Origin of the sequence: Shewanella scandinavica (assembly GCF_031932065.1) — a bacterium.
Taxonomy (GTDB): Bacteria; Pseudomonadota; Gammaproteobacteria; order Enterobacterales; family Shewanellaceae; genus Shewanella; species Shewanella baltica.
This window is the reverse complement of record NZ_JAUOES010000009.1, coordinates 185,433-207,353: the sequence shown is the minus strand read 5'-3', so window position 1 is coordinate 207,353 and position 21,921 is coordinate 185,433. Positions and strand designations below refer to the sequence as shown.

Here is a 21,921-nt window from a genome sequence, read left to right as displayed (position 1 = left end):
TGCAAAAATCGTTACAGTGAATCAGACTTACCTAGTCTGCTTCAGATGTGAAACAGTTTTTTGACTGCAATTTTTATCTCATATTGTTTATAGTGTTTTAGACTTAAAGCTGATAAATTTTATTTAATACAGTCTATCAGTTACGTGTTTTTTATTCTGTTCGATAAGTTTTTTAAAGGAGTTTTTATGGATAAAAATAAATTAATTGATTCTCTGGCAATCGTGTTGACTGATATTTTTAGAGTCGAATTTTATAATGAAAATAGTTCAAGTAGATGCCATTTTTACTTTGAAAGTAAAGATTGTGATTTTTATCTGCCAGTAGCTTTAATTTATGAGTCATCAATTGATTTAGCTTTGAAAAAAGTGAGGCGTTGGATTAAAAATCATAAAGAAAATTTAGATGTGGGAAATTGCTATGCGTTTGATATTGATGGAAATGTAACATTGAAAAATTGAGTTAAATGGTTTTGTTAGTTAATTTTTTATTGTGAACTATTCTAAGGCCGAGCGATTCCAGAATCAGACTTTCACTTATTGACTATAGCTATGGTGTAAATAATAAGGAACTTGCATGCCATTTGAGAAAACAACAAAAGGTAATCCATACGGATTAATCAAAGATCAGCATTTCCATATGAAAGCAATAATAAAAAAATTCTGTATTAATGGGAAGTTGAAAGTAATATATAAAAACGGTGATATCCGGCTTTGCAAGTCGGATAACAAATGTTTTATGGGGAATCGTGCATGGTCTCAAGAAATGGAGACAACTATAAGCCATCCTATTGAGAGAAGTTTTTTATCCCAAGTGAGAAAGATAGAAAATGGAGAAAGTATTAGTAATCATGCAGCCATTTCTGATTACCACTTGCTCTGGTGTTTACGGTGGCATTATTCAATTATGGAAGCAGAGGATTATGACTTGTATAAAAACTTCCCCTGTAGAAGCCTCGATAAAGAGTTTGAAGAATTGCTTGAATCTAAGGGAAAAGTTCCGGTTCGCTCGGGAGGTCAGATAGCTGGAAGATTTAAAGCAACATTAGATATTAAAGCGCTCTTAGAATTAGAAGATAATAAAAAAATATATGATGGAATTGAATGGCAAATTGTTGAATCTAAGGGGAAAAGTTTTATATCTGCCGACTGTTATGGTGATTTGATGGCAATGACAGTTTCTCCAAAATATCGCCTTATTGCAGGTAAAGAACTCAATGACAAGCATTGCTTTGTTACGGATGATGAAGTTGATGAGCTAAATCTTGAATCCATGAATGCCTCTCATAACTTCTACTTCTGTCGTGATGATAGTTAAAAATCCAATGCAATTTACTTTGATATTATTAATTCGAGTAAGCTATTAAATCACTCTACACCAGACTGATTCACGCCAACCGCTAAAACCCGCTCTAGCGCCCCATTTGCGGCTATTCTGGGGCGGTTTGTTCCCTTAAGATGAATCAAATCTCTAGAGAACTGATTCATGTCCCTGTTATGCCTATTCCGACTGGTTATATCGTTCATTGATTAGTTTGTAGCCAAACGAAGTATTACTAATAGAATAGCTAATCCGAATCTGGCTCATAAGAGTGAATTATCTAACAGGGTTTTGTCCCAAAGCGTGCTGCGTAAGACCTTTAAATCTACAGGTTACGCTAAAGCCAAAACGGTGAGCCATGGTGATTAGCGAGACGACCGTCCGCCCCATGGCCGCTCTTTGGCGTCCATGCCATCGCGGCATTTGTGAATCCTTTCACATCAGATGGGGCGGTCGAGCATCCAGGGAGGGACTTGCTGCGTGTCGGTGAGTGAACATCATGGCTTGCCCATTAGTAGGGGCCAGCATTTAAGTTACCAAACAAGTTATTTAGTCGTACTAGGCCTCTATTTTTAACGCTATTCTGTCTGTTTTTAAGTCAGTATGTCCGCAACCTTTTGACTTCAAACCGAGAGCATTCACCTGTAAATACGTGATTTTAGCGTGCAACTGCTGTAGCCTCGTGGAAATTTATTGTTTCTTGTTCTGATCTTTTAGGATGCAAGCTTCGAGCTTTGCCATCTAAGGTTGTTGGTTATTTTCCCCGTGACTTTTGCTGAGCCTTTCGTTCGTCAGCAAAGCGTTCACTCATTAGAGAGGGTGTTATGTGAATGCACTTCAAAACCTAATTAGGCCGTTCAATTTGGTCAAACTATCGGTACTGGCATTGTTAAGTTTTTTGGCTGGCTGTTCTTCAATGCAGACGGGTGAAAATGGAAACTGGGTGGGATTCACTGAATCGGGTCAAGCTTCCTTTTATGGGGATAAACATCAAAATAAGCAGACGGCCAGCGGTGAGTTTTACAAACATAAGTTAAAGACAGCAGCGCATAAAAAGTTACCCTTTGGTTCGAGCGTTAAGGTCACCAATGTTGATAATGGCAAAAGTGTGATTGTAAAAATCAATGATAGAGGGCCTTTCGTGCGTGGCCGCATTATTGATCTGTCTAAATCGGCGTTCAGTAGCATAGGTAACACTTCCTCTGGTTTGATTGACGTGAAAATAGAAGTGATTAAGTAGCGGCTATTTCGAAAGCAGCTGTCTAGAAAAGGACTGTTGCGAAAAGGGCTATCTCGAACACGGCCATATCGAAAAGATCGTTTTGAAAGCAGCATCATTAAAAATGAGCAGTTTAAAGCACTCTCTTCAAAACACTGCTTCGCCGCAATTTAATGATGGAGCACATAAAATCGAGTCGACGCTTTTGAATAAAATGCCAAAGCAGACAATTTGTTAAGCCGATATTTGGGCTTTACGGCATTTGGTGAGAGACTAGCGGCAGACTTGGATAACAGTAAAAGGACCCGCTATGGAATACCCACTTGTTAGTACGCAGTGGCTCGAAGCACATCTCACCGATCCCCATTTAGTCTTGCTCGATGCCAGTATGGAAACCGTTATTGGTAAAGAGCCCCTAGTTTACGATGAGCCTATTTGCATTCCGCGCTCACGTCGATTCGACTTGGAAAATGTGTTTTGCGATAAAACTTCAACTCAAATCCATGCCTTGCCGACGTTTGAGCAATTCATCCAAGGGATAGCGCAACTTGGGATTGAGGCCGACAGTGTTATCGTTATCTATGATAACCAAGGCATTTATTCATCTCCACGGGCGTGGTGGACCTTTAAAGTCATGGGTTTTAATCGAGTCTATGTACTCGATGGTGGCTTGCCTCAGTGGATTGAAGAAGACCGCATCACCTCATCGCGTTATCAAGCCGAAGGCGTCGATTACGGCCCGACGGATATCGATACATTAGCTGATGTGCTGCAATACCACCCCGAGCGGGTGATGGATGCCGAGGCCGTGTTATCACGTATCGAAGATGCCGAAACCGCGATTGTCGATGCCCGTGGTGCGCCACGCTTTTTAGGCCAAGTGAGTGAGCCGCGCCCCGGTGTGCGCTCAGGACATATTCCTCGCTCGGTTAACTTACCCTTCGCTCAAGTGCTTGATGGCAATAAAATCAAAAAGACCAGTGAGTTACAGGCTATTTATCAAGGGCTAGCAGCGGACAAGTCCGCACGGATATTCAGCTGTGGCTCTGGGATTACGGCGTGTATTTTGATCTTGGCTTCGGTTGCGGCAGGGCATACGCATCCCATCCTCTATGATGGCTCGTGGGCGGATTGGGGCAGTCGTACCGATCTGCCGATTGAGTGCTAGATTTGCCAATTGAGTGCTAATTGTGCCGTGCATTGATTGAGTCAGTTCAGTTTTGAGCATTATGTCATTGCAGTGTCGTAACAGCTGCGTTGTTTGGCTAGATCACCAAGGAGGATCCCTTGATTGGCAGATTGATTGATAAGTTGGTTTTTGGGTTGATTCTTGTGATTGCCTTGCAGTTGCCGCAACTGGCTGATCATTATCAGCAATTTCTCGCTGGACTCTATGCATCGACCCAATGGCAGGTAGAAGGCTACGAGGCAACGGCTAAGGAATATCATTATGCCGATGCTGAGGCCATGATTGCCCGTCACCAGCAAAATGAAGAGCCTAGCGTGCGTGCCGACGCCGAGCAAAAGGTACAGACAATCGCGCTTTATAAAGAGTTAACACAAGGCTTGGCGATGTTTAACACGGGCAATTTGTTTGAGAAAACTGCCTATATGTTTAACCCCGTTCGCTTTGATTATCTTGAGAAAACCGTCAGTAACTTTAAGCCTGGAATACCTTTAACCACCAGTGGGATTGGTTTTGGCGTTGTGGTGGCGTTAGTCGTGCATTATCTCGGGTCTATCCCTTTTATCCTGTGGGCAAGGCGTAGAAAGCGGCAGAGATTAGCGAGAGCAAATTAGCTTTTAAAAGTCGTTATGGTTCTCAGACCGAGGTTATCTCTTAGGCGAGGCTTAGCGTTGTTGCAGCCTTAATAGTAAAGAATGACTTGCAGTTGAATGACTCGTATCTAAATGACGAGTGGTTAAATGGCTCGTGCTTATAACAATGATGCCCATTGGATTGTTTATCCGATGGGCATCATGCGTTAGAGCTTAAAACCAGCCCTTAAAGCCAGCCCTTAAAATCTGTTCTTTAAAAGTGCTTTAAATAAGCTTTTAAAACAAGTCTTTAAATCTGTGATACAGCATGCCAGCCGCGAGCATAGGTGAGCGGAATGTCGGGCCGCCGGGGAAGGTCATGTGTTTGATTTTAGCGAACACATCGAAATATCCCGCCTGTTGGCAAATAGCCTCGGCCAGTAGCTTTGCCGCCATGTGAGTGGCATTCACGCCATGTCCTGCATAGGCTTGGGCGTAGAAAATATTATTGGCATCGGGCAGGCGACCAATTTGTGGCATACGGTTCGCCCCAATACCTATCATGCCGCCCCATTCATAATCGATACGCACGCCTTTTAACTGCGGGAACACCTTCTCTAGATTCGGTCTCAGTGCTGCTTCAATATCTCTGGGGTCTTTACCTGAGTAAGTACAAAGGCCACCAAACAGCAGTCGACGATCTGCGGATAAGTGAAAGTAATCTAAGGCAATTCGCATATCGGCGAAGGCCATATTCTGCGGGATAATGCTCGCGCATTGGGCCTCAGTTAAGGGCTCTGTCGCCAATAAATAACTGCCAGCGGGCAACACTTTCCCCCCCACAAAACTGTTAAGTTTGTGGCCAATATAGGCATTGCCAGCCAGAACTAAGTATTGGCAAGTGACTTCGCCCTTGGCGGTCATGACCTTAGGTTTAGTGCCTTGAATGATTTTTTCGGCGGCGCTGTATTCAAACAACTGCACGCCCAGATTACGGGCGACGCGTGCCTCACCCAGAGCAAGATTCAGCGGGTGTAAATGGCCGCTGCCCATATCGACCAGCGCACCTTGATAAAAATCTGAGTCTATGACTTGACCTAATTGTGGCTTAGTTAACAGCTTAATTTCTTGCTGATAACCCATGGCTTTGAGTGCGCTAAATTCTTCTTCAAGCTCATCCATGTGGCGAGGTTTAACCGCTAAGTCGCAGTAACCCATTTGCAGATCGCAGTCGATACTGTGTTCTTGTATGCGATTTCGCACAATCTCGACGGCTTCAAAGCCCATCTGTTGAATTGCTTGAACACCTTCAGTGCCTATTTCACTGTGAAATTGCGAGGGGTCATGGCCTATGCCACGAATGAGTTCGCCGCCGTTTCGGCCCGATGCGCCCCAGCCAATTCGTTTGGCTTCTAATAAGACGACACTCATGCCGCGCTGTGCGAGTTCTATGGCGGTATTGATACCGCTAAAGCCGCCGCCTGCTATGCAGACATCGGCACTGATATTGCCTTCGAATTGTGGGTGCGCATAAATTTCTTTAGCAGTATCAACATAATAAGAGTGTGGGTACTGTTCGCTGTGCACTGGAGGTTTGCTTGCCATTATGGCTCCAAAAAATTGTTTTTATTGTAAATTGGACTTGTCTCAGTATACTCATCACACTTTTAACATGACGCAAAAAAGTGTTCGTTTTATTTAACACGCTTTTTATGTAGAATACAATGAAAGCAGTAAAACACGCGCTTTTTGGGCGAAAATGCGTTCTGGATGGTGTTTATCCTGAACAACCTGTTCGTCATCTATCGGGGTTGACCCGAGCCTTCAGGGGGATGTGAAATTTGGATATTGGAGCCAGCCTCAAAACTGTTCGAAAAATGAAAGGCTTATCTCAACGAGAATTGGCCAAACGTGCTGGTGTGACTAACAGTACGATTTCAATGATCGAGAAAAACAGTGTTAGCCCGTCAGTCAGCTCTCTAAAAAAAGTGCTGTCGGGTATCCCGATGTCTTTAGTGGATTTTTTCTCCATTGAAGCCTCTGCGGATAGTGAGCAAAAGGTCGTCTATCGATCCAATGAATTACTGGATATCGGCACTGGACCACTTGAATTTAAACTGATCGGCCGTGATTATCCGAATCGCGCTATGTCAGTGATGAGTGAAATTTATCCGCCCGGTTCAGATACGGGTGAAGAAATGCTGAAGCACGAAGGTGAAGAGGCTGCCATGGTGATCGAAGGTAAATTCGAACTCACTGTGGGTGATGAAGTGTATATTTTGGAAGCGGGTGACAGTTACTACTTTAACAGTGAAGTGCCCCATAGATTCCGCAATCCCTTTGATGAACCTTGCCGTCTGGTGAGTGCGACTACGCCTGCGAACTTCTAGTTAAGTCATCAACTTACCCTATTATTCAACATATTAGGCCACTTATTCGCTAGAAGTGAGTGGCGTAATACTGTTATTCAACACAACTGCGGATTTATACCAATCACATTAAATATCTAATCAGTTCAGAGCCTCACAGGCATTTCAATCCAAGGCGCATTGACGCAGAAATGGTCATTCCCTTTTAAGTCAATGCAACACGGGAGTGGGATGCCTGTGAGGCTCCCGAAGGGCGGCTGATGTTAAAGGCATGGCAACGCACTTTATACTGCGTTTAAGGCTTTCGACAGAGCACCACTATGCCTTCAAGCCTTCGCCTTGTCTAAAGCGCGTTAAACTCCCGCTGAATGAACAGATATTTAATACGATTGGTATTACCTCCTTTCTAATCCTGTCATATTTGTTATATATCCTCTTCTTTGTGTAAATAATATTGGTTCAAATTTAGCGCGAATACGGTTTAATTTACGCTGCTAAAAGTGAGCTTTTTGCCAGCTTAAGCACTATTTTATTCACATGAAATAACATTAAATAACCAAAATATGGGTTTAACTACATGTTATTTATGCTTATTAAACATAAGTGGATGAAATAATCTTTAACAAGTGCTTAACCTCTTGCCTAGTGTGAAATTTCGGTGTACTGTGTGAAAAAATGAACATTTAAAGACAAAGTGTTCGTTATGCTAGTAAAACGAATTCTAAAGGTGAGATATGTCAGCCGATTTGCCCCTCATAGGTGTTATTGCTTGTAATCAACAACTGGGTTCACATCCCTTTAATATTGTTGGTGAAAAATACCTTTTAGGTGTAGTTAATGGCGCGAAAGGCTGGCCGTTAGTGATCCCATCGTTAGGCAGCGATTTACCGATAGACGCGATTTTAGAACGTCTTGACGGTATTTTGTTTACTGGCTCTCCTTCTAATGTAGAACCCCATCTTTATGCAGGCCAACCGAGCGAGCTTGGTACACACCATGATCCTAAACGTGATGCGACGACTTTGCCGCTGATCCACGCTGCTATTGCTGCTGGGGTACCTGTATTAGGTATTTGTCGCGGTTTTCAAGAAATGAATGTGGCTTTTGGTGGCAGTTTGCACCAGAAGCTATATGAGGTGGGTGGCTTTATTGAACATAGAGAAGATAAAACCGCATCCTTAGATGTGCAATATGGGGCTTCTCACAGTATTACTGTTGAGCCCGGGGGGCTTATTTACGAGGCCTGGGGCCGTAACTCTGCAGAGGTCAACTCTGTGCATACTCAAGGCGTGGAGCGTCTGGGTGTTGGGTTGCGGCCAGAAGCTTATGCTCCAGATGGGTTAGTGGAGGCTTTCTCCGTAATAGGTACTAAAGAATTTGCCCTCGGTGTGCAATGGCATCCAGAGTGGAAGGTGAGCGAAAATCCGTTTTACCTCTCCCTTTTCAATGCCTTCGGTGATGCATGCCGACGCAGGGCTACAACTCGAGTGAAATAATAATGAATAAGCTAATCGCTTTTTTAAAAGAACGAAAAATCACAGAAGTCGAATGTGTTATCAGTGACATGACTGGCATCGCCCGCGGCAAGATTGCACCAGTCGATAAGTTTCTCGATGAAAAAGGCATGCGTTTGCCCGAAAGCGTGCTGTTACAAACCGTCACCGGCGATTTTGTGAATGAAGATGTTTACTACAGCTTGCTCGATGCTGCCGACATCGATTTTGTTTGTGTACCCGATGAAAATGCTGTTTTTATGTTGCCTTGGACCATCGAAGCCACGGCGCAGGTGATCCACGATTGCTACGACAGAATGGGTAATCCGATTGAGCTGTCACCACGTAACGTATTGAAAAAAGTCTTGTCTCTCTATGACGAACAGGGCTGGGAACCGGTTATCGCTCCTGAAATGGAGTTCTATTTGACCCGTCGTAGTGACGACCACGATTTACCCTTAAAGCCGCCTATTGGCCGTTCAGGTCGCCCCGAAGCGGGCCGCCAGTCTTTCTCTATCGATGCTGCCAACGAATACGATCCTATGTTTGAAGACATGTACGATTGGTGTGAGCTTCAAGGTTTAGATATCGATACCTTAATCCATGAAGATGGCCCAGCGCAGATGGAGATTAACTTCAGCCACGGCAATCCATTGTCCCTTGCTGATCAAGTGTTTATCTTTAAACGCACCTTGCGTGAAGCGGCACTGAAGCACGATGTTTGCGCTACCTTTATGGCCAAACCTGTGACTGACGAACCTGGCAGTGCAATGCACATTCACCAAAGTGTGATCAACAAAGAGACGGGCAAAAATATTTTCACCAATGAAGATGGCACTAAGAGCCAGTTATTCTTGGGATATATCGCCGGTCTGCAAAAATTCATCCCTGAGTTGCTGCCGCTGATGGCGCCCAATGCAAACTCTTTCCGTCGTTTCCTACCCGGTACTTCGGCGCCAGTGAACTTAGAGTGGGGCGATGAAAACCGCACCTGTGGATTACGTATTCCAGAGTCTTCACCACAAAACCGTCGTATCGAAAACCGGATTCCCGGCGCCGATGCTAACTGTTATTTGGCAATTGCCGCGAGCTTATTGTGTGGTTATATCGGCATGGTTGAGCAGCTAAAACCTTCGACGCCAGTGCAGGGTAAAGCCAACGAAAGCCGCAGTAACAACACCCATTGTTTGCCTTTAACCTTAGAAGAAGCGTTAGCGGCGATGGAAGAAAGTGATGCCTGTAAACAGTATTTAGGTGAAGCCTTTACCACAGGTTTTGTGGCGGTGAAACAGGCCGAACTTGAAAACTTCCGCCGTGTGGTCAGCTCATGGGAACGTGAATTCCTATTGCTTACTGTGTAATGTTTTTGGATTGAGTGTACTGACAGTGTCGCCGCGTTAACCCAAGGAAAACAGAGGTTAACATCGGTAATCACAAGACTGAGCTTTGCACTGTTTTAGTGAGATTGCACCCAACCGGTGCAACTCACTTGTTAAATAATCTGATGGTTTTTAATGGCTTGTTGATTAAAGTGATTATTCAATTCAGATGCGTGTCCGCTAGAGAAGTGAAATATGCCTAACTGTTTTAAGTCGCTCGTTTGATAGAGTCACTAACTAATTGTTAGTCATATTTAAAATGTGTTTTATCTTAGTGGTTTTGCGATTACTTAGGGACTTGAGGCATTTGCCTTAATGTTGCAATATGTACAAGCAGTGTCATATCTAGTCTATTTTTTTGAGTGTTAATGCAATACCGATGCCTCGAAAATTTGGCACGAAACCTGATACTTAACAAATTGCAGCAAGATATAAAGGTGGCATGGAACTCATGCCGTAGAGACTGCCGATGCGGTTTGTAAGGTGTAGCATTGGTCGAAAATAACAACAATATCCGGATAGCCCGGTGACACAATGTCAGAATTTGCTTAAGCAATTCTGCTACCCGAGAAAGGAGAAAGCATGAAGCTATTTAATAAGATGACCACTCTAGCTCTGGTAACTGCGAGCGTATTAGCGAGCGCAGCGGCCCAAGCGGAAGAAGTGGTTCGCGTGTATAACTGGTCAGATTATATCGCGGAAGATACCTTAGAAAACTTCAAGAAAGAAACGGGCATTCGGGTGATTTACGATGTGTTCGATAGTAACGAAGTGCTTGAGGCTAAATTACTGTCTGGTCGTAGTGGCTACGATATCGTTGTTCCTTCTAACCACTTTCTCGCTAAGCAAATCAAAGCGGGTGCTTTCAAACCTTTAGATCGCGCTAAGCTACCTAACTTCAAAAATTTAAATCCAGCCCTGATGAAGCTACTTGAGAAAGCCGATCCGGGGAACCAGTATGCAGTGCCTTATTTATGGGGAACCAATGGTATTGGTTACAACATAGATAAAGTGAAAGCGGCTGTGGGTGAAGATGCGCCATTCAACTCAATGGAACTGATCTTTAATCCTAAATATGCTGAAAAAATCTCTAAGTGTGGCTTTGCTATGCTGGACTCTGCCGACGATATGGTGCCCCAAGCACTGATTTATTTAGGTTTAGATCCTAACAGTTCCAACCCAAGCGATTATGAAAAAGCCGGTGAGTTACTGGAAAAAATCCGTCCTTACGTGACCTATTTCCACTCATCTCGCTATATTTCTGACTTAGCAAACGGTGACATTTGTGTGGCCTTTGGTTTCTCTGGTGACGTATTCCAAGCTAAAGCACGTGCTGAAGAGGCGGGTAATGGCAATAAGATTGGTTACTCGATTCCAAAAGAAGGTGCCAACCTGTGGTTTGATATGTTAGCTATCCCAGCCGATTCGACTAACGCAGATAATGCACTGACGCTGATTAACTATTTCCTCCGTCCAGAAGTCATAGCGCCTATCTCTAACTATGTGGCCTATGCTAACCCGAACGATCCTGCACAACCTCTGGTTGATGAGGCTATCCGCACCGATCCCGCGATTTATCCACCACAAGAAGTGTTAGATAAACTTTATATTGGTGAAATCCGTCCTTTGAAAATCCAACGCGTATTAACCCGTGTTTGGACCAAAGTGAAGTCAGGACAATAGTCGATAAGGGGCAAGCCTAGCTTGCCCCTAGCTTGGCAGACTTGCTATGTCCAATCCTATGCATAGTTCATCCACGTATAGGATTTGACACAGTTTGGTTAACCTCTTTTCATTCATTAATCGTGTTGAACCCAGAGTTTGAGCGTATTGACGCATCATTTTCGGGTGGAGAAGTACTATGGCAATCACCTCGGGCGTCACCAATAAACCGACAACAAAGACGCAAGAAAAAGTACTGCTCAGGATTGAGCGGGTAAGCAAGTTATTTGATGACGTACGGGCTGTCGACGACGTGTCATTAACCATCAATAAAGGCGAAATCTTTGCCTTACTCGGCGGCTCTGGCTCGGGTAAGTCGACGCTATTGCGCATGTTAGCGGGATTTGAAAAGCCCACCTCTGGCCGTATTTTCCTCGATGGCGAAGACATCACAGATTTACCTCCCTATGAACGTCCGATCAATATGATGTTCCAATCCTATGCTTTGTTTCCCCACATGACAGTGGCACAAAATATTGCCTTTGGTTTGAAGCAAGACAAGTTACCTAAGGCCGAGATTGAGCAGCGCGTACAAGACATGCTCAAGTTAGTACACATGGAGCAATACGGTAAACGTAAGCCGCATCAGTTATCCGGTGGTCAACGTCAGCGTGTTGCCTTGGCTCGTTCACTGGCAAAACGGCCGAAATTATTACTGCTCGATGAGCCTATGGGCGCATTGGACAAAAAACTGCGTACCCAGATGCAACTCGAAGTGGTTGAAATTCTTGAGCGTGTCGGTGTGACCTGCGTGATGGTGACCCACGATCAAGAAGAAGCCATGACAATGGCGGGGCGCATTTCAATTATGAGCGACGGTTGGATTGCCCAAACAGGCTCGCCAATGGATATTTACGAAAGCCCGAACAGCCGCATGATTGCCGAGTTTATCGGCACTGTGAACTTGTTTGGTGGCGCGATTGAAGTGGATGAAGTCGACCATTTGATCATTAAACCTAATGAGTTGGCTCAATCTTTTTATGTCGGTTACGGGGTGTCGACCAACGTCGAAGACAAAAACGTGTGGTTAGCTGTGCGTCCTGAAAAGACTATCATTAGCCGCGAACAGCCTGAAGGTCAGTACAACTGGGCGAAAGGAATCGTACACGATATCGCGTATTTAGGCGGTATTTCAGTGTATTACATTCGTTTAGAGAATGGTCAAATCGTCCAGTGCAGTATGACTAACCGTGAACGCCGCGCCGATCATGCCACATGGGATGACGAAGTGTTCATCAGTTGGGAGGACACCAGTGGCGTGGTGTTGAGATCATGAAGATACCGACTAAATTAAAGTGGCTCAAAGGCCGCATTTGGACCATAGGGATACCCTATGCTTGGCTGTTATTGTTCTTCGCCTTGCCATTTGCGATTGTCCTTAAACTGAGTTTTTCGACGGCGGCGATTGCGATCCCGCCCTATGAAGCCACGTTCCAATATGCCGATGATGTATTAAATATCTTCCTGCATTTTGGTAACTATTTGATGTTGCTTGATGATTCGCTGTATTACATGGCGTATCTCAGCTCATTGAAAATGGCGTTAATTTCGACCATCGGCTGTTTGATTATTGGCTATCCAATGGCCTATGCGATTGCCCGTGCGCCAGCGCGTTTGCAAACCGTATTGCTGCTGTTAGTCATGTTGCCTTCTTGGACCTCATTTTTAATTCGGGTTTACGCGTGGATGGGGATATTAAGTAACACAGGGATCATAAACCATTCGCTGATGTGGCTGGGAATCATCTCTGAGCCGTTACAAATCCTCAATACCAATATTGCCGTGTATATCGGCATCATCTATGCGTATTTACCTTTTATGATTTTGCCCTTGTACGCCACCTTAGTGAAACTCGATATGAGTTTGATTGAAGCCGCGTCTGACTTAGGCTCAAGCCGTTTAAATACCTTCTGGAAAATCACTTTCCCGCTATCAAAAAGCGGTGTGATTGCCGGTTCTATGTTGGTGTTTATTCCTGCAGTGGGTGAGTTTGTGATCCCTGAGCTACTCGGTGGTCCAGATTCCTTAATGATAGGTCGAGTCTTATGGCAAGAATTCTTCAATAACCGCGACTGGCCTGTGGCTTCGTCACTGGCGATTGTAATGCTGGGCTTATTGATTATTCCTATTACCTTATTCCATCGCTATCAGGCGCGTAGTTTGGAGAAAGACCTATGAAAAAGTTAAGTTTTTCTTCAGCAATGTTGTGGTTTGGCTTGTTCTTCCTCTATGCACCTATGTTAGTGCTGGTGATTTACTCCTTTAACGACTCTAAATTAGTGACGGTATGGGGCGGATTTTCACCTAAATGGTACGGGGAGTTATTTCAAGACCAACAGATTTTAGACGCAGTATGGACCAGTTTGCGGATTGCCTTTTATAGCTCAACTATGGCGGTGATTATCGGCACTATGGCGGCCTTTGTGATGACGCGCTTTAAGCGTTCATGGGCGAAGCTGACATTATCGAACATGATCACAGCACCACTGGTTATGCCAGAGGTGATCACGGGTCTGTCTTTGCTACTGCTATTTGTGCACATGGCCGACTTGTTTGGTTGGCCTAAAGAGCGCGGCATGTTAACTGTGTGGATTGCGCATTCGACCTTCTGCGCTGCCTATGTGGCTGTGGTTGTGTCGTCAAGATTGCGCGAGCTGGACATGTCAATCGAAGAAGCGGCAATGGACTTAGGGGCAACCCCGCTTAAGACCTTCTTCCTCATCACTGTGCCTATGATTTCGCCGGCGCTGGTGGCGGGTTGGTTGTTGTCATTCAGTTTGTCCTTGGACGATTTAGTGATCGCAAGCTTTGCCTCGGGCCCAGGTGCAACGACGCTACCTATGGTGGTGTTCTCCTCGGTACGTTTAGGGGTTTCGCCTAAGATCAACGCTTTAGCGACACTGATCATTCTGTGTGTTTCGTTAATCGCCTTCTTGTCTTGGTATATGGCAAGGCGGGCAGAGAAACGCGACCGCACACCGATGAACTAGTTTGCTTAATCTTGGGGTGGCTTTGGTATCGCCAAAGCCACCCTTGTTAATTGTCACCGCTTCCATCATCCGCTTCGCTTTGCAGGCCAGTTCTGCTACTCGACACCATTAGCATGACATCACAGCGCTTAAGATTATTGCGTGTTTGAAATATCAAACAAAATGTAAATTATTGCACTTTTCTGGCTAGTGTTTCGTTTTCTGAAGGTGTAGGATGTGATGGCTGTTTAAAATAATGAACATTAGAATTCAAGGGAACAACATGTCTGCCATAGCTCACGCTGGATCATATTATGCGGCATCGGCCAACGATAAGGTTGAACGTCCGCGCCTAGAGGAATCGATTGAAGCCGATGTTTGTGTGATTGGCGCGGGTTATACGGGCCTTTCTGCCGCGCTGCATTTATTAGAATCTGGCTTTAGTGTGGTGGTGTTAGAAGCCGCTCGCATTGGCTGGGGCGCCTCGGGCCGTAATGGCGGACAAATCGTCAATAGTTTTAGCCGTGACATTGATACTATTGAAAAAACAGTCGGCAAAGAACAAGGTAAACTCTTTGGCCAAATGGCTTTTGAGGGCGGAAAAATCATCCGCGATCGGATTGCTAAGTACAACATTCAATGCGATCTAAAAGATGGCGGCGTGTTTGCCGCGATGAACGAAAAACAAATGGGTCATCTGCGCCATCAAAAGCAACTGTGGGAAAGCCACGGTCATGTTAATCAGCTCGAACTTCTCGATGCCAAAGGCATTCGCGGTGTGGTAAATACTGAGCGCTATGTCGGTGGTCTGCTCGATAAAAGCGGCGGCCATATTCATCCGCTTAACTTAGCTCTTGGCGAAGCGCGTGCGGTCGAATCCCTCGGCGGCAAGATTTTTGAAGACTCAGCAGTGCTGAGTGTCGATGAAGGCGATAGCCCAGTTGTGCATACGGCGCAGGGCAGTGTCAAAGCCAAGTTTGTGGTCGTGGCGGGTAATGCTTATTTAGGTAAGTTAATGCCAGAGCTGCAGGCGAAATCTATGCCCTGCGGCACGCAAGTGATTACCACTGAGCCTTTGAGTGACGATTTGGCGGCGAGCTTATTACCGCAGGATTACTGCGTCGAAGACTGTAACTATCTACTCGATTATTTCCGCCTGTCTGGCGACAAGCGGATGATTTACGGCGGCGGCGTAGTGTATGGCGCCCGCGATCCGGCGGATATCAAGTCGATCATCATTCCGAATATGCTCAAAACCTTTCCGCAATTAAAAGATGTGAAGATCGATTATGCGTGGACAGGTAACTTCCTACTGACGCTATCGCGCCTGCCACAGGTCGGTCGTATCGGTAAGAATATCTATTATTCACAGGGTTGCAGTGGCCACGGTGTCACTTATACCCATCTGGCAGGCAAGTTACTGGCCGAAATGCTCAACGGCCAAGCCACGCGTTTCGACGCCTTTGCTGCATTGCCACATTATCCTTTCCCCGGCGGTCACGCACTTCGCGTCCCTTTTAGTGCTATCGGAGCTTGGTATTACACGTTAAGAGACAAACTAGGTCTTTAACATCATCACTTTTAAGAAGCTAGGTAGCTTCATAATACGAGGAAATCCTTGTGCAATTAAATGATCCGAGTTTGCTACGTCAACAGTCTTTTATTAATGGTCAATGGTGTGATGCCGTTTCTGGTGACACGCTAAAGGTGGTTAATCCCGCAACCAATGCCGTAATTGGCTACGTTCCTAATATGGGACAAGTTGAAACTGAAATGGCGATTAAGGCGGCAGAAGCGGCTTTACCTGCATGGCGAGCGTTCACAGCCAAAGAGCGCGGCGCTAAGTTAAGGCGTTGGTTTGAATTACTCAATGAAAACAGTGATGACTTAGCATTGCTCATGACGACTGAGCAGGGTAAACCGCTGGCAGAAGCGAAAGGTGAAGTAACCTATGCTGCTTCGTTTATCGAGTGGTTTGCCGAAGAAGCGAAACGTATTTATGGCGATACAATTCCTGGGCATCAAGTAGATAAGCGCTTGATGGTAATTAAGCAGCCTGTCGGCGTAACCGCTGCGATTACGCCGTGGAACTTTCCTGCTGCTATGATCACCCGTAAAGCCGCTCCAGCGTTAGCTGCGGGTTGCACTATGGTGGTAAAACCTGCGCACCAAACACCCTTTACCGCATTAGCGATGGCTGAACTTGCTAAGCGTGCCGGTATTCCTGCGGGCGTATTTAGTGTGTTAACGGGTGATGCGGTGCAGATTGGTAATGAAATGTGCAGCAACCCGATAGTGCGTAAGCTGTCTTTCACTGGCTCAACCAATATCGGTATTAAATTAATGGCGCAATGTGCGCCTACCTTAAAAAAACTGTCGCTAGAGCTTGGCGGCAATGCACCATTTATCGTATTTAACGATGCCAATATCGATGCCGCTGTCGAAGGCGCCATGATAGCTAAATATCGTAATGCCGGCCAAACCTGCGTCTGCGCTAACCGCATTTATGTGCAAGACGGTGTATACGACGAGTTTGCCTTAAAACTTAGCACTGCTGTTGGCAAGCTTAAGGTCGGAGAGGGCATCAAGGAGGGCATCACTACGGGTCCGTTGATCAATGCTGCCGCGGTCGAGAAAGTACAAAGTCACCTTATCGATGCCATTGCCAAAGGCGCATCTGTAGTCGCGGGCGGCAAAGTCCATGACCTTGGCGGTAATTTCTTCGAGCCAACCGTGCTCACTAATGTCGATAAAAGCATGCGTGTCGCCCGTGAAGAGACCTTTGGTCCACTCGCGCCGCTGTTTAAATTCAGTGATGTCGACGATGTGATTAAACAGGCTAACGATACGGAATTTGGCCTCGCCGCCTATTTCTATGGCCGTGATATTTCACTGGTGTGGAAAGTCGCCGAAGCCTTGGAATACGGCATGGTTGGGGTCAACACTGGCTTGATTTCGACGGAAGTAGCCCCCTTTGGTGGGATGAAATCTTCAGGGCTTGGCCGTGAAGGTTCTAAGTTCGGCATCGAAGAATATTTAGAAATGAAGTACATCTGCATGTCCGTTTAATACGGTCCGATTTGGCGTGTGAGGAACACTAAATGACAACAACCAATGATTCATTGATGGCACGTCGCCAAGCCGCAGTTGCGGGTGGTGTCGGGCAAATTCACCCTATCTTTACCGCGCGCGCCGAAAACGCGACTGTGTGGGACGTTGAAGGTCGCGAGTTTATCGACTTTGCGGGCGGCATTGCCGTGCTTAATACCGGTCATCTTCACCCTAAAGTGAAGGCGGCGGTTGCAGCTCAGCTGGATAATTTCTCCCACACTTGTTTTATGGTGCTCGGTTACGAGAGCTACATCCAAGTGTGTGAAAAGCTTAATCAATTGGTGCCAGGGGATTTTGCTAAGAAGACGGCATTATTTACCAGTGGCTCAGAAGCGGTTGAAAACGCAGTTAAAGTAGCGCGTGCCTTTACTAAACGCGCTGGCGTGATTGCGTTTACCTCGGGCTACCATGGTCGTACTATCGCCGCCTTAGCACTGACCGGAAAAGTTGCGCCTTACAGCAAAGGTATGGGGCTTATGTCGGCGAATGTGTTCCGCGCCGAGTTTCCGTGCGAAATGCACGGCGTGTCCGATGACGATGCTATGGCCTCGATTGAACGTATCTTTAAAAATGATGCCGAGCCAAGCGATATCGCCGCCATTATTTTAGAGCCAGTGCAGGGCGAGGGCGGTTTCTATGCCGCATCACCCGCCTTTATGCAGCGCCTGCGCGCACTGTGCGACCGTGAAGGCATTATGCTCATCGCCGATGAAGTGCAAACGGGCGCAGGCCGTACTGGCACTTTCTTCGCTATGGAACAAATGGGTGTGGCTGCGGATATCACGACTTTTGCTAAATCTATCGCGGGTGGTTTCCCTCTTTCGGGGATTACCGGCCGCGCGCAAGTGATGGATGCGATTGGTCCGGGCGGCCTTGGTGGTACCTATGGTGGCAGCCCGTTAGCCTGCGCCGCAGCGCTTGCTGTCATTGAAGTGTTTGAAGAAGAAAAGTTGCTAGAAAGAGCCAATGCCATTGGTGATCGCATTAAGTCTGCCCTGAATGTGATGCAGGTCGAACATCCACAAATCGCCGATGTGCGTGGTTTAGGCGCGATGATCGCCATCGAACTGATGGAAGAGGGCAAACCTGCGCCGCACTATTGCGCGCAAGTGTTGAGCGATGCCCGTGACCGTGGATTGATTTTATTATCCTGCGGCACTTACGGTAATGTGCTGCGTATTTTGGTGCCATTAACCGCGCCGGATGCACAAATCGATGCAGGCCTAGGTATCCTCAAAGCCAGTTTCGATGCCGTTCTGAAAAGCTAATATTGCTTTGATATAAAAACCGTTTTAGATGACAGTTTTACATAATAAAAATCCCGCTGCGGCGGGATTTTTTATGGGGCAATTGTTTTGAGGATGGTTCCATTGGCAGCCATTTTTACTGCCAATGACTTTTAGAACGAGTCAGTTTACTGAATCGCTACTGTTTAATCTCCATTAGGATCTGCAATGCCTTCTTGCGTTTATCAAGATCGTATAAGTCATTGGTGAAGATAAACTCATCCACGCCGAGTTCTTTGACGATCATTTCCAAACGATGCTTAATCGTCGCTGGGCCGCCAGTGACAGATAAACCTAAGAAATTATCGACATAGGTTTCTTCCTGCGCACTCCACAAGTCATCCATAGTGTCAACCGGAGGTTTTAACCATAACTCGTGACCACGGATAAGCGCCAGCACGCGCTGTTTCGAGGTCGTGCCCAAATATTGGGCTTCTTCATCAGTGTCGGCGGCAACGAGCGGCAAGCCGAGCATCACATAGGGCTTATCCAGCACTTGGGATGGTTTAAAGTCGCGGCGATAGATTTCAATCGCATCGTAGAGAAAACGTGGGGCAAAGTGGCCCGCAAACACATAGGGCAAACCGCGCTGCGCCGCTAACTGTGCGCTAAAGAGACTCGAGCCCAATAACCAAATTGGCACATTAGTGCCTTCCCCTGGAATCGCTCGCACCGCATGGCGACCATTATAAGGGCCGAGTAAGGTTTGTAATTCACTGACTTCTTCAGGGAATTGTTCGGCGCGGCTGGTATCGCGGTTCAGTGCTCGGCTGGTAACTTGATCGCTGCCGGGTGCGCGTCCCAGTCCTAAATCGATGCGACCAGGATAGAGACTTTCAAGGGTACCGAACTGCTCGGCGACCACTAATGGCGCATGGTTTGGCAGCATAATGCCACCCGCGCCGACGCGAATACGCTGCGTATTGCCAGCAATATAACCAATTAATACTGAGGTCGCCGCGCTGGCGATACCGGGCATATTGTGGTGTTCGGCAAACCAAAAACGATTAAAACCGAGGCGATCGGCTTCCTTGGCATACTGCAAACTGTTGTGCAGCGTTTCTCCCACAGTCGAACCTTGGCGCATGGGCGCGAGTTCCAATAGCGAGAAGGGAATATCGGCCAATATTGATGTCTGTTGTGACATAGTGTCTCCAAGTGACTGCCGTCTTTTGCTAGCGAAAACATTCGGCGCTAACAGTGTTAGTCGCATTGCTAGTGGCATTGTTAGGCACATAGCGAAGAACAAGCGTTAACGGCTCAGTCTTGATGAATAAAAGGTATTCAGTGATATTGATATGGGGCTAAGTACTGTGCTTCTCAAGCTTGAACGGCTAACTCTTTTCCCCTTCGTTATTTCATTAATCATGTCAATTTGAATTTGCACTTGAGCAGCGCTATTAAACCGAGTGCGTCCGAGTCCATACTTGCTTTGTAACAAATCGAGGCGGTGAAGTCATCCCAGCGTGAGGGGCGATAATGTGGAACTGAAGATCTTATTCTCAGCAACTCAGCGCTAGGCCTGTCACTGCGGGATTGGGTGACGTTTGCTACAGTTCATTTGGTTATGAGTTGCAACACAAGGGTATAACTAAGTGAAGTGATAAAAAAACTGCCGATAGCAGGGCTATCGGCAGTCAATGTTATGCAATAGAAAAATTGCTATTGTCAGTCGAGTATTACTGCTCGGCTTTTACATCACGTAGCGATGCCGCAGCACTTTCACTAATACCATCATCAGCAGCATTGTTGTGTGAATGGTGAGTCTCAGTCAGGCGACGCATGAGCGGTAATACTGCAAGGGCGATAAAGGTACAGACCACAGCCGCGATACCCAACTTATTAAATAGGCTGGTGTATACGGGCAAGGTTTGCAGTGGGTCGACTAAATCTTTTGGCACACTGGCGAAGTTAGCGACCACACCGCCCAGATACTGTGAAATACCTGAGGCGACGAAATAGGCGCCCATCATAAAGCCGCCCATACGCGCAGGCACGTAGCGGGCAATCATGGCAAGACCAAGACCACTCACCAGCAATTCGCCTAAAGAGTAAGAGGCATAGCCCCAGATCATGATCCATGAAGAAGTTTTACCGTTGACGGCGAATTGTCCGGCAAAGCCATAGATAAAGAAGCCGATAGCGACGACGGCAAAACCGAGGGCAAATTTCGCCGCGATAGAGAAGTCTTTATCATTGCGACCCGCCCACGAATAACTCCACGCCAAGATTGGACTTAACACCATAATCCATAATGGATTCAATGCTTGAAACTGGGCCGGTGACCAAGTCCACAAATGGGTACCAAAAATTTGGAAATCCCAGTCCACGTTACGTAATGCAAAGAGTGCAAGCGAGGTCGACATTTGTTGATAGAAGATAAAGAAGAACACGGTTTGCACTGTGAGGATCAGCGCCGCAATCAGTCCCGCTCGTTCACTGGTTTCGCTGGTGCGGATCAAGTGGAAGAAAATGGCCAATACGGCTACGCCAGCGGCGTAAACAAAGACACGGGCAACCGCTTCATATTCCAGAATAATGGCCGAAGCGACTACTGACAACGCGGCCAGAGCTAATACTATCGCGAGGCTTTTCTTGTTCACTGGGCGAGTATCGGGCTCAGAACCGTAATGGACTAAACTCTTACGCATAAGTGCATAGTTGCCTAACCCCACCAATATGCCAACACAACACACTGCAAAAGCGGCGTGCCAGCCAAACTCGTTGCCATACTGGGCGTTGACGTAATCTTTAATCCAAGGCGTCAGCAACATAGAGAAGGTCGAGCCGACGTTGACCGCCATATAATAGATGGTAAACGCACTGTCGATTTTAGAATCGTCACCTTCGTAGATCTTACGTACTAAGTTACCCGCATTCGGCTTGAATAGGCCGTTACCGACCACAATCACGCCGAGCGCTGAAAACATAAACCACGTATTTTCAGTGGGTACGGCCATTAGCGCATAACCCAGAGAGAGGATCCCCGCACCGAGCAGCATAGTGCGTTTAGTGCCGAGGATTTTATCCCCAACCCAGCCACCAATCGCTGGTGATACATAAATAAGTGCCGCACAGGCACTCCATACTAAGTTTGCACGTGAGTCATCAAAGCCAAGGCGCTGCACCATAAAGTACACAATCAGCGCTTGCATGCCGTAATAACCAAAGCGTTCCCATAATTCGATAAGAGACACAGTCATAAATGAATGTGTTTTACTTACCGGAGCAGTCCCAATAGTCATATCGCTTGCTTCCAACATTGTTGTTTTAATATTTGAGTTCAAAAGTATAAGG

The 21,921-nt window shown here is 46.2% G+C and carries 18 protein-coding genes; 15 read left to right on the top strand and 3 right to left on the bottom strand.

Features of this window, described 5'->3' with window-relative positions; genetic code table 11:
• Window positions 1-186 precede the first annotated feature (186 nt).
• The 5 genes from Q4Q50_RS10510 to Q4Q50_RS10490 all read left to right on the top strand — a co-directional run bounded on the left by Q4Q50_RS10510 (window position 187) and on the right by Q4Q50_RS10490 (window position 4,337).
• The gene (locus tag Q4Q50_RS10510; RefSeq protein WP_311899249.1) at window positions 187-459 is read left to right on the top strand and encodes a hypothetical protein; all 273 of its coding nucleotides are present in this window, start codon (window positions 187-189) and stop codon (window positions 457-459) included.
• Between the two features lie 115 nt (window positions 460-574).
• Window positions 575-1,315, top strand: coding sequence for a hypothetical protein (locus Q4Q50_RS10505; RefSeq protein ID WP_311899248.1), 741 nt, complete (start codon window positions 575-577; stop codon window positions 1,313-1,315).
• A gap of 829 nt (window positions 1,316-2,144) precedes the next feature.
• Entirely contained in the window at window positions 2,145-2,558 is a 414-nt protein-coding gene (locus Q4Q50_RS10500; RefSeq protein WP_311899247.1) for a septal ring lytic transglycosylase RlpA family protein, read from the top strand.
• A 289-nt stretch (window positions 2,559-2,847) separates the two neighbouring features.
• Window positions 2,848-3,705: a sulfurtransferase gene (locus Q4Q50_RS10495; protein WP_311899246.1), complete on the top strand. Its 858-nt coding sequence runs from the start codon at window positions 2,848-2,850 to the stop codon at window positions 3,703-3,705.
• A 119-nt stretch (window positions 3,706-3,824) separates the two neighbouring features.
• The gene (locus tag Q4Q50_RS10490; RefSeq protein WP_006080691.1) at window positions 3,825-4,337 is read left to right on the top strand and encodes a DUF2937 family protein; all 513 of its coding nucleotides are present in this window, start codon (window positions 3,825-3,827) and stop codon (window positions 4,335-4,337) included.
• A 255-nt stretch (window positions 4,338-4,592) separates the two neighbouring features.
• Here the strand turns inward: Q4Q50_RS10490 and Q4Q50_RS10485 are convergent, their stop codons facing one another.
• Entirely contained in the window at window positions 4,593-5,900 is a 1,308-nt protein-coding gene (locus Q4Q50_RS10485; RefSeq protein ID WP_311899245.1) for an NAD(P)/FAD-dependent oxidoreductase, read from the bottom strand.
• Window positions 5,901-6,136: 236 nt separating this feature from the next.
• On the opposite strand from Q4Q50_RS10485, the gene Q4Q50_RS10480 reads away from it, so the two are divergent.
• The 10 genes from Q4Q50_RS10480 (at window position 6,137) to gabT (ending at window position 18,606) form a co-directional block, all read left to right on the top strand.
• Window positions 6,137-6,685, top strand: a complete 549-nt coding sequence (locus Q4Q50_RS10480) for a cupin domain-containing protein (protein WP_006080693.1) — start codon at window positions 6,137-6,139, stop codon at window positions 6,683-6,685.
• A gap of 713 nt (window positions 6,686-7,398) precedes the next feature.
• Entirely contained in the window at window positions 7,399-8,160 is a 762-nt protein-coding gene (locus Q4Q50_RS10475; RefSeq protein WP_311899244.1) for a gamma-glutamyl-gamma-aminobutyrate hydrolase family protein, read from the top strand.
• Window positions 8,161-8,162: 2 nt separating this feature from the next.
• The gene (locus Q4Q50_RS10470) at window positions 8,163-9,518 is read left to right on the top strand and encodes a glutamine synthetase family protein (protein WP_006080696.1); all 1,356 of its coding nucleotides are present in this window, start codon (window positions 8,163-8,165) and stop codon (window positions 9,516-9,518) included.
• A 600-nt stretch (window positions 9,519-10,118) separates the two neighbouring features.
• Window positions 10,119-11,219, top strand: a complete 1,101-nt coding sequence (locus Q4Q50_RS10465; RefSeq protein ID WP_006085019.1) for a polyamine ABC transporter substrate-binding protein — start codon at window positions 10,119-10,121, stop codon at window positions 11,217-11,219.
• 178 nt (window positions 11,220-11,397) lie between these two features.
• Complete coding sequence (gene potA, locus Q4Q50_RS10460; RefSeq protein ID WP_006080699.1) at window positions 11,398-12,534, top strand: polyamine ABC transporter ATP-binding protein; 1,137 nt, start codon at window positions 11,398-11,400, stop codon at window positions 12,532-12,534.
• Window positions 12,531-13,436 carry an ABC transporter permease subunit gene (locus Q4Q50_RS10455; RefSeq protein ID WP_006080701.1) on the top strand — a complete coding sequence of 302 codons (906 nt, stop codon included), beginning with the start codon at window positions 12,531-12,533 and terminating at the stop codon, window positions 13,434-13,436. The genes potA and Q4Q50_RS10455 overlap by 4 nt, the downstream gene beginning before the upstream one ends.
• Entirely contained in the window at window positions 13,433-14,248 is an 816-nt protein-coding gene (locus tag Q4Q50_RS10450) for an ABC transporter permease subunit (protein ID WP_006080702.1), read from the top strand. Before Q4Q50_RS10455 ends, Q4Q50_RS10450 begins: the two co-directional genes overlap by 4 nt.
• Window positions 14,249-14,510: 262 nt before the next feature.
• Window positions 14,511-15,797, top strand: a complete 1,287-nt coding sequence (locus Q4Q50_RS10445; protein ID WP_012196784.1) for an NAD(P)/FAD-dependent oxidoreductase — start codon at window positions 14,511-14,513, stop codon at window positions 15,795-15,797.
• Between the two features lie 50 nt (window positions 15,798-15,847).
• A complete protein-coding gene (gabD, locus tag Q4Q50_RS10440) occupies window positions 15,848-17,296 on the top strand; it encodes an NADP-dependent succinate-semialdehyde dehydrogenase (RefSeq protein ID WP_311899243.1) in 1,449 nt (482 codons plus the stop codon).
• A 32-nt stretch (window positions 17,297-17,328) separates the two neighbouring features.
• Window positions 17,329-18,606, top strand: coding sequence for a 4-aminobutyrate--2-oxoglutarate transaminase (gene gabT, locus Q4Q50_RS10435; RefSeq protein ID WP_311899242.1), 1,278 nt, complete (start codon window positions 17,329-17,331; stop codon window positions 18,604-18,606).
• Window positions 18,607-18,763: 157 nt separating this feature from the next.
• Here the strand turns inward: gabT and Q4Q50_RS10430 are convergent, their stop codons facing one another.
• A complete protein-coding gene (locus tag Q4Q50_RS10430) occupies window positions 18,764-19,771 on the bottom strand; it encodes an LLM class flavin-dependent oxidoreductase (RefSeq protein WP_311899241.1) in 1,008 nt (335 codons plus the stop codon).
• Between the two features lie 532 nt (window positions 19,772-20,303).
• Window positions 20,304-21,869 carry a peptide MFS transporter gene (locus tag Q4Q50_RS10425; protein WP_311899240.1) on the bottom strand — a complete coding sequence of 522 codons (1,566 nt, stop codon included), beginning with the start codon at window positions 21,867-21,869 and terminating at the stop codon, window positions 20,304-20,306.
• Window positions 21,870-21,921 lie beyond the last annotated feature (52 nt).

Excerpts from the sequence above, each read along its gene's own strand:
- Q4Q50_RS10475 (WP_311899244.1), top strand. The coding sequence starts at position 7,399 with ATGTCAGCCGATTTGCCCCTCATAGGTGTTATTGCTTGTAATCAACAA.
- gabT (WP_311899242.1), top strand. The coding sequence starts at position 17,329 with ATGACAACAACCAATGATTCATTGATGGCACGTCGCCAAGCCGCAGTT.
- Q4Q50_RS10505 (WP_311899248.1), top strand. The coding sequence starts at position 575 with ATGCCATTTGAGAAAACAACAAAAGGTAATCCATACGGATTAATCAAA.
- Q4Q50_RS10450 (WP_006080702.1), top strand. The coding sequence starts at position 13,433 with ATGAAAAAGTTAAGTTTTTCTTCAGCAATGTTGTGGTTTGGCTTGTTC.
- Q4Q50_RS10430 (WP_311899241.1), bottom strand. The coding sequence starts at position 19,771 with ATGTCACAACAGACATCAATATTGGCCGATATTCCCTTCTCGCTATTG.
- Q4Q50_RS10495 (WP_311899246.1), top strand. The coding sequence starts at position 2,848 with ATGGAATACCCACTTGTTAGTACGCAGTGGCTCGAAGCACATCTCACC.
- Q4Q50_RS10455 (WP_006080701.1), top strand. The coding sequence starts at position 12,531 with ATGAAGATACCGACTAAATTAAAGTGGCTCAAAGGCCGCATTTGGACC.
- Q4Q50_RS10510 (WP_311899249.1), top strand. The coding sequence starts at position 187 with ATGGATAAAAATAAATTAATTGATTCTCTGGCAATCGTGTTGACTGAT.
- Q4Q50_RS10470 (WP_006080696.1), top strand. The coding sequence starts at position 8,163 with ATGAATAAGCTAATCGCTTTTTTAAAAGAACGAAAAATCACAGAAGTC.
- Q4Q50_RS10465 (WP_006085019.1), top strand. The coding sequence starts at position 10,119 with ATGAAGCTATTTAATAAGATGACCACTCTAGCTCTGGTAACTGCGAGC.
- Q4Q50_RS10445 (WP_012196784.1), top strand. The coding sequence starts at position 14,511 with ATGTCTGCCATAGCTCACGCTGGATCATATTATGCGGCATCGGCCAAC.
- potA (WP_006080699.1), top strand. The coding sequence starts at position 11,398 with ATGGCAATCACCTCGGGCGTCACCAATAAACCGACAACAAAGACGCAA.
- Q4Q50_RS10425 (WP_311899240.1), bottom strand. The coding sequence starts at position 21,869 with ATGACTATTGGGACTGCTCCGGTAAGTAAAACACATTCATTTATGACT.
- Q4Q50_RS10485 (WP_311899245.1), bottom strand. The coding sequence starts at position 5,900 with ATGGCAAGCAAACCTCCAGTGCACAGCGAACAGTACCCACACTCTTAT.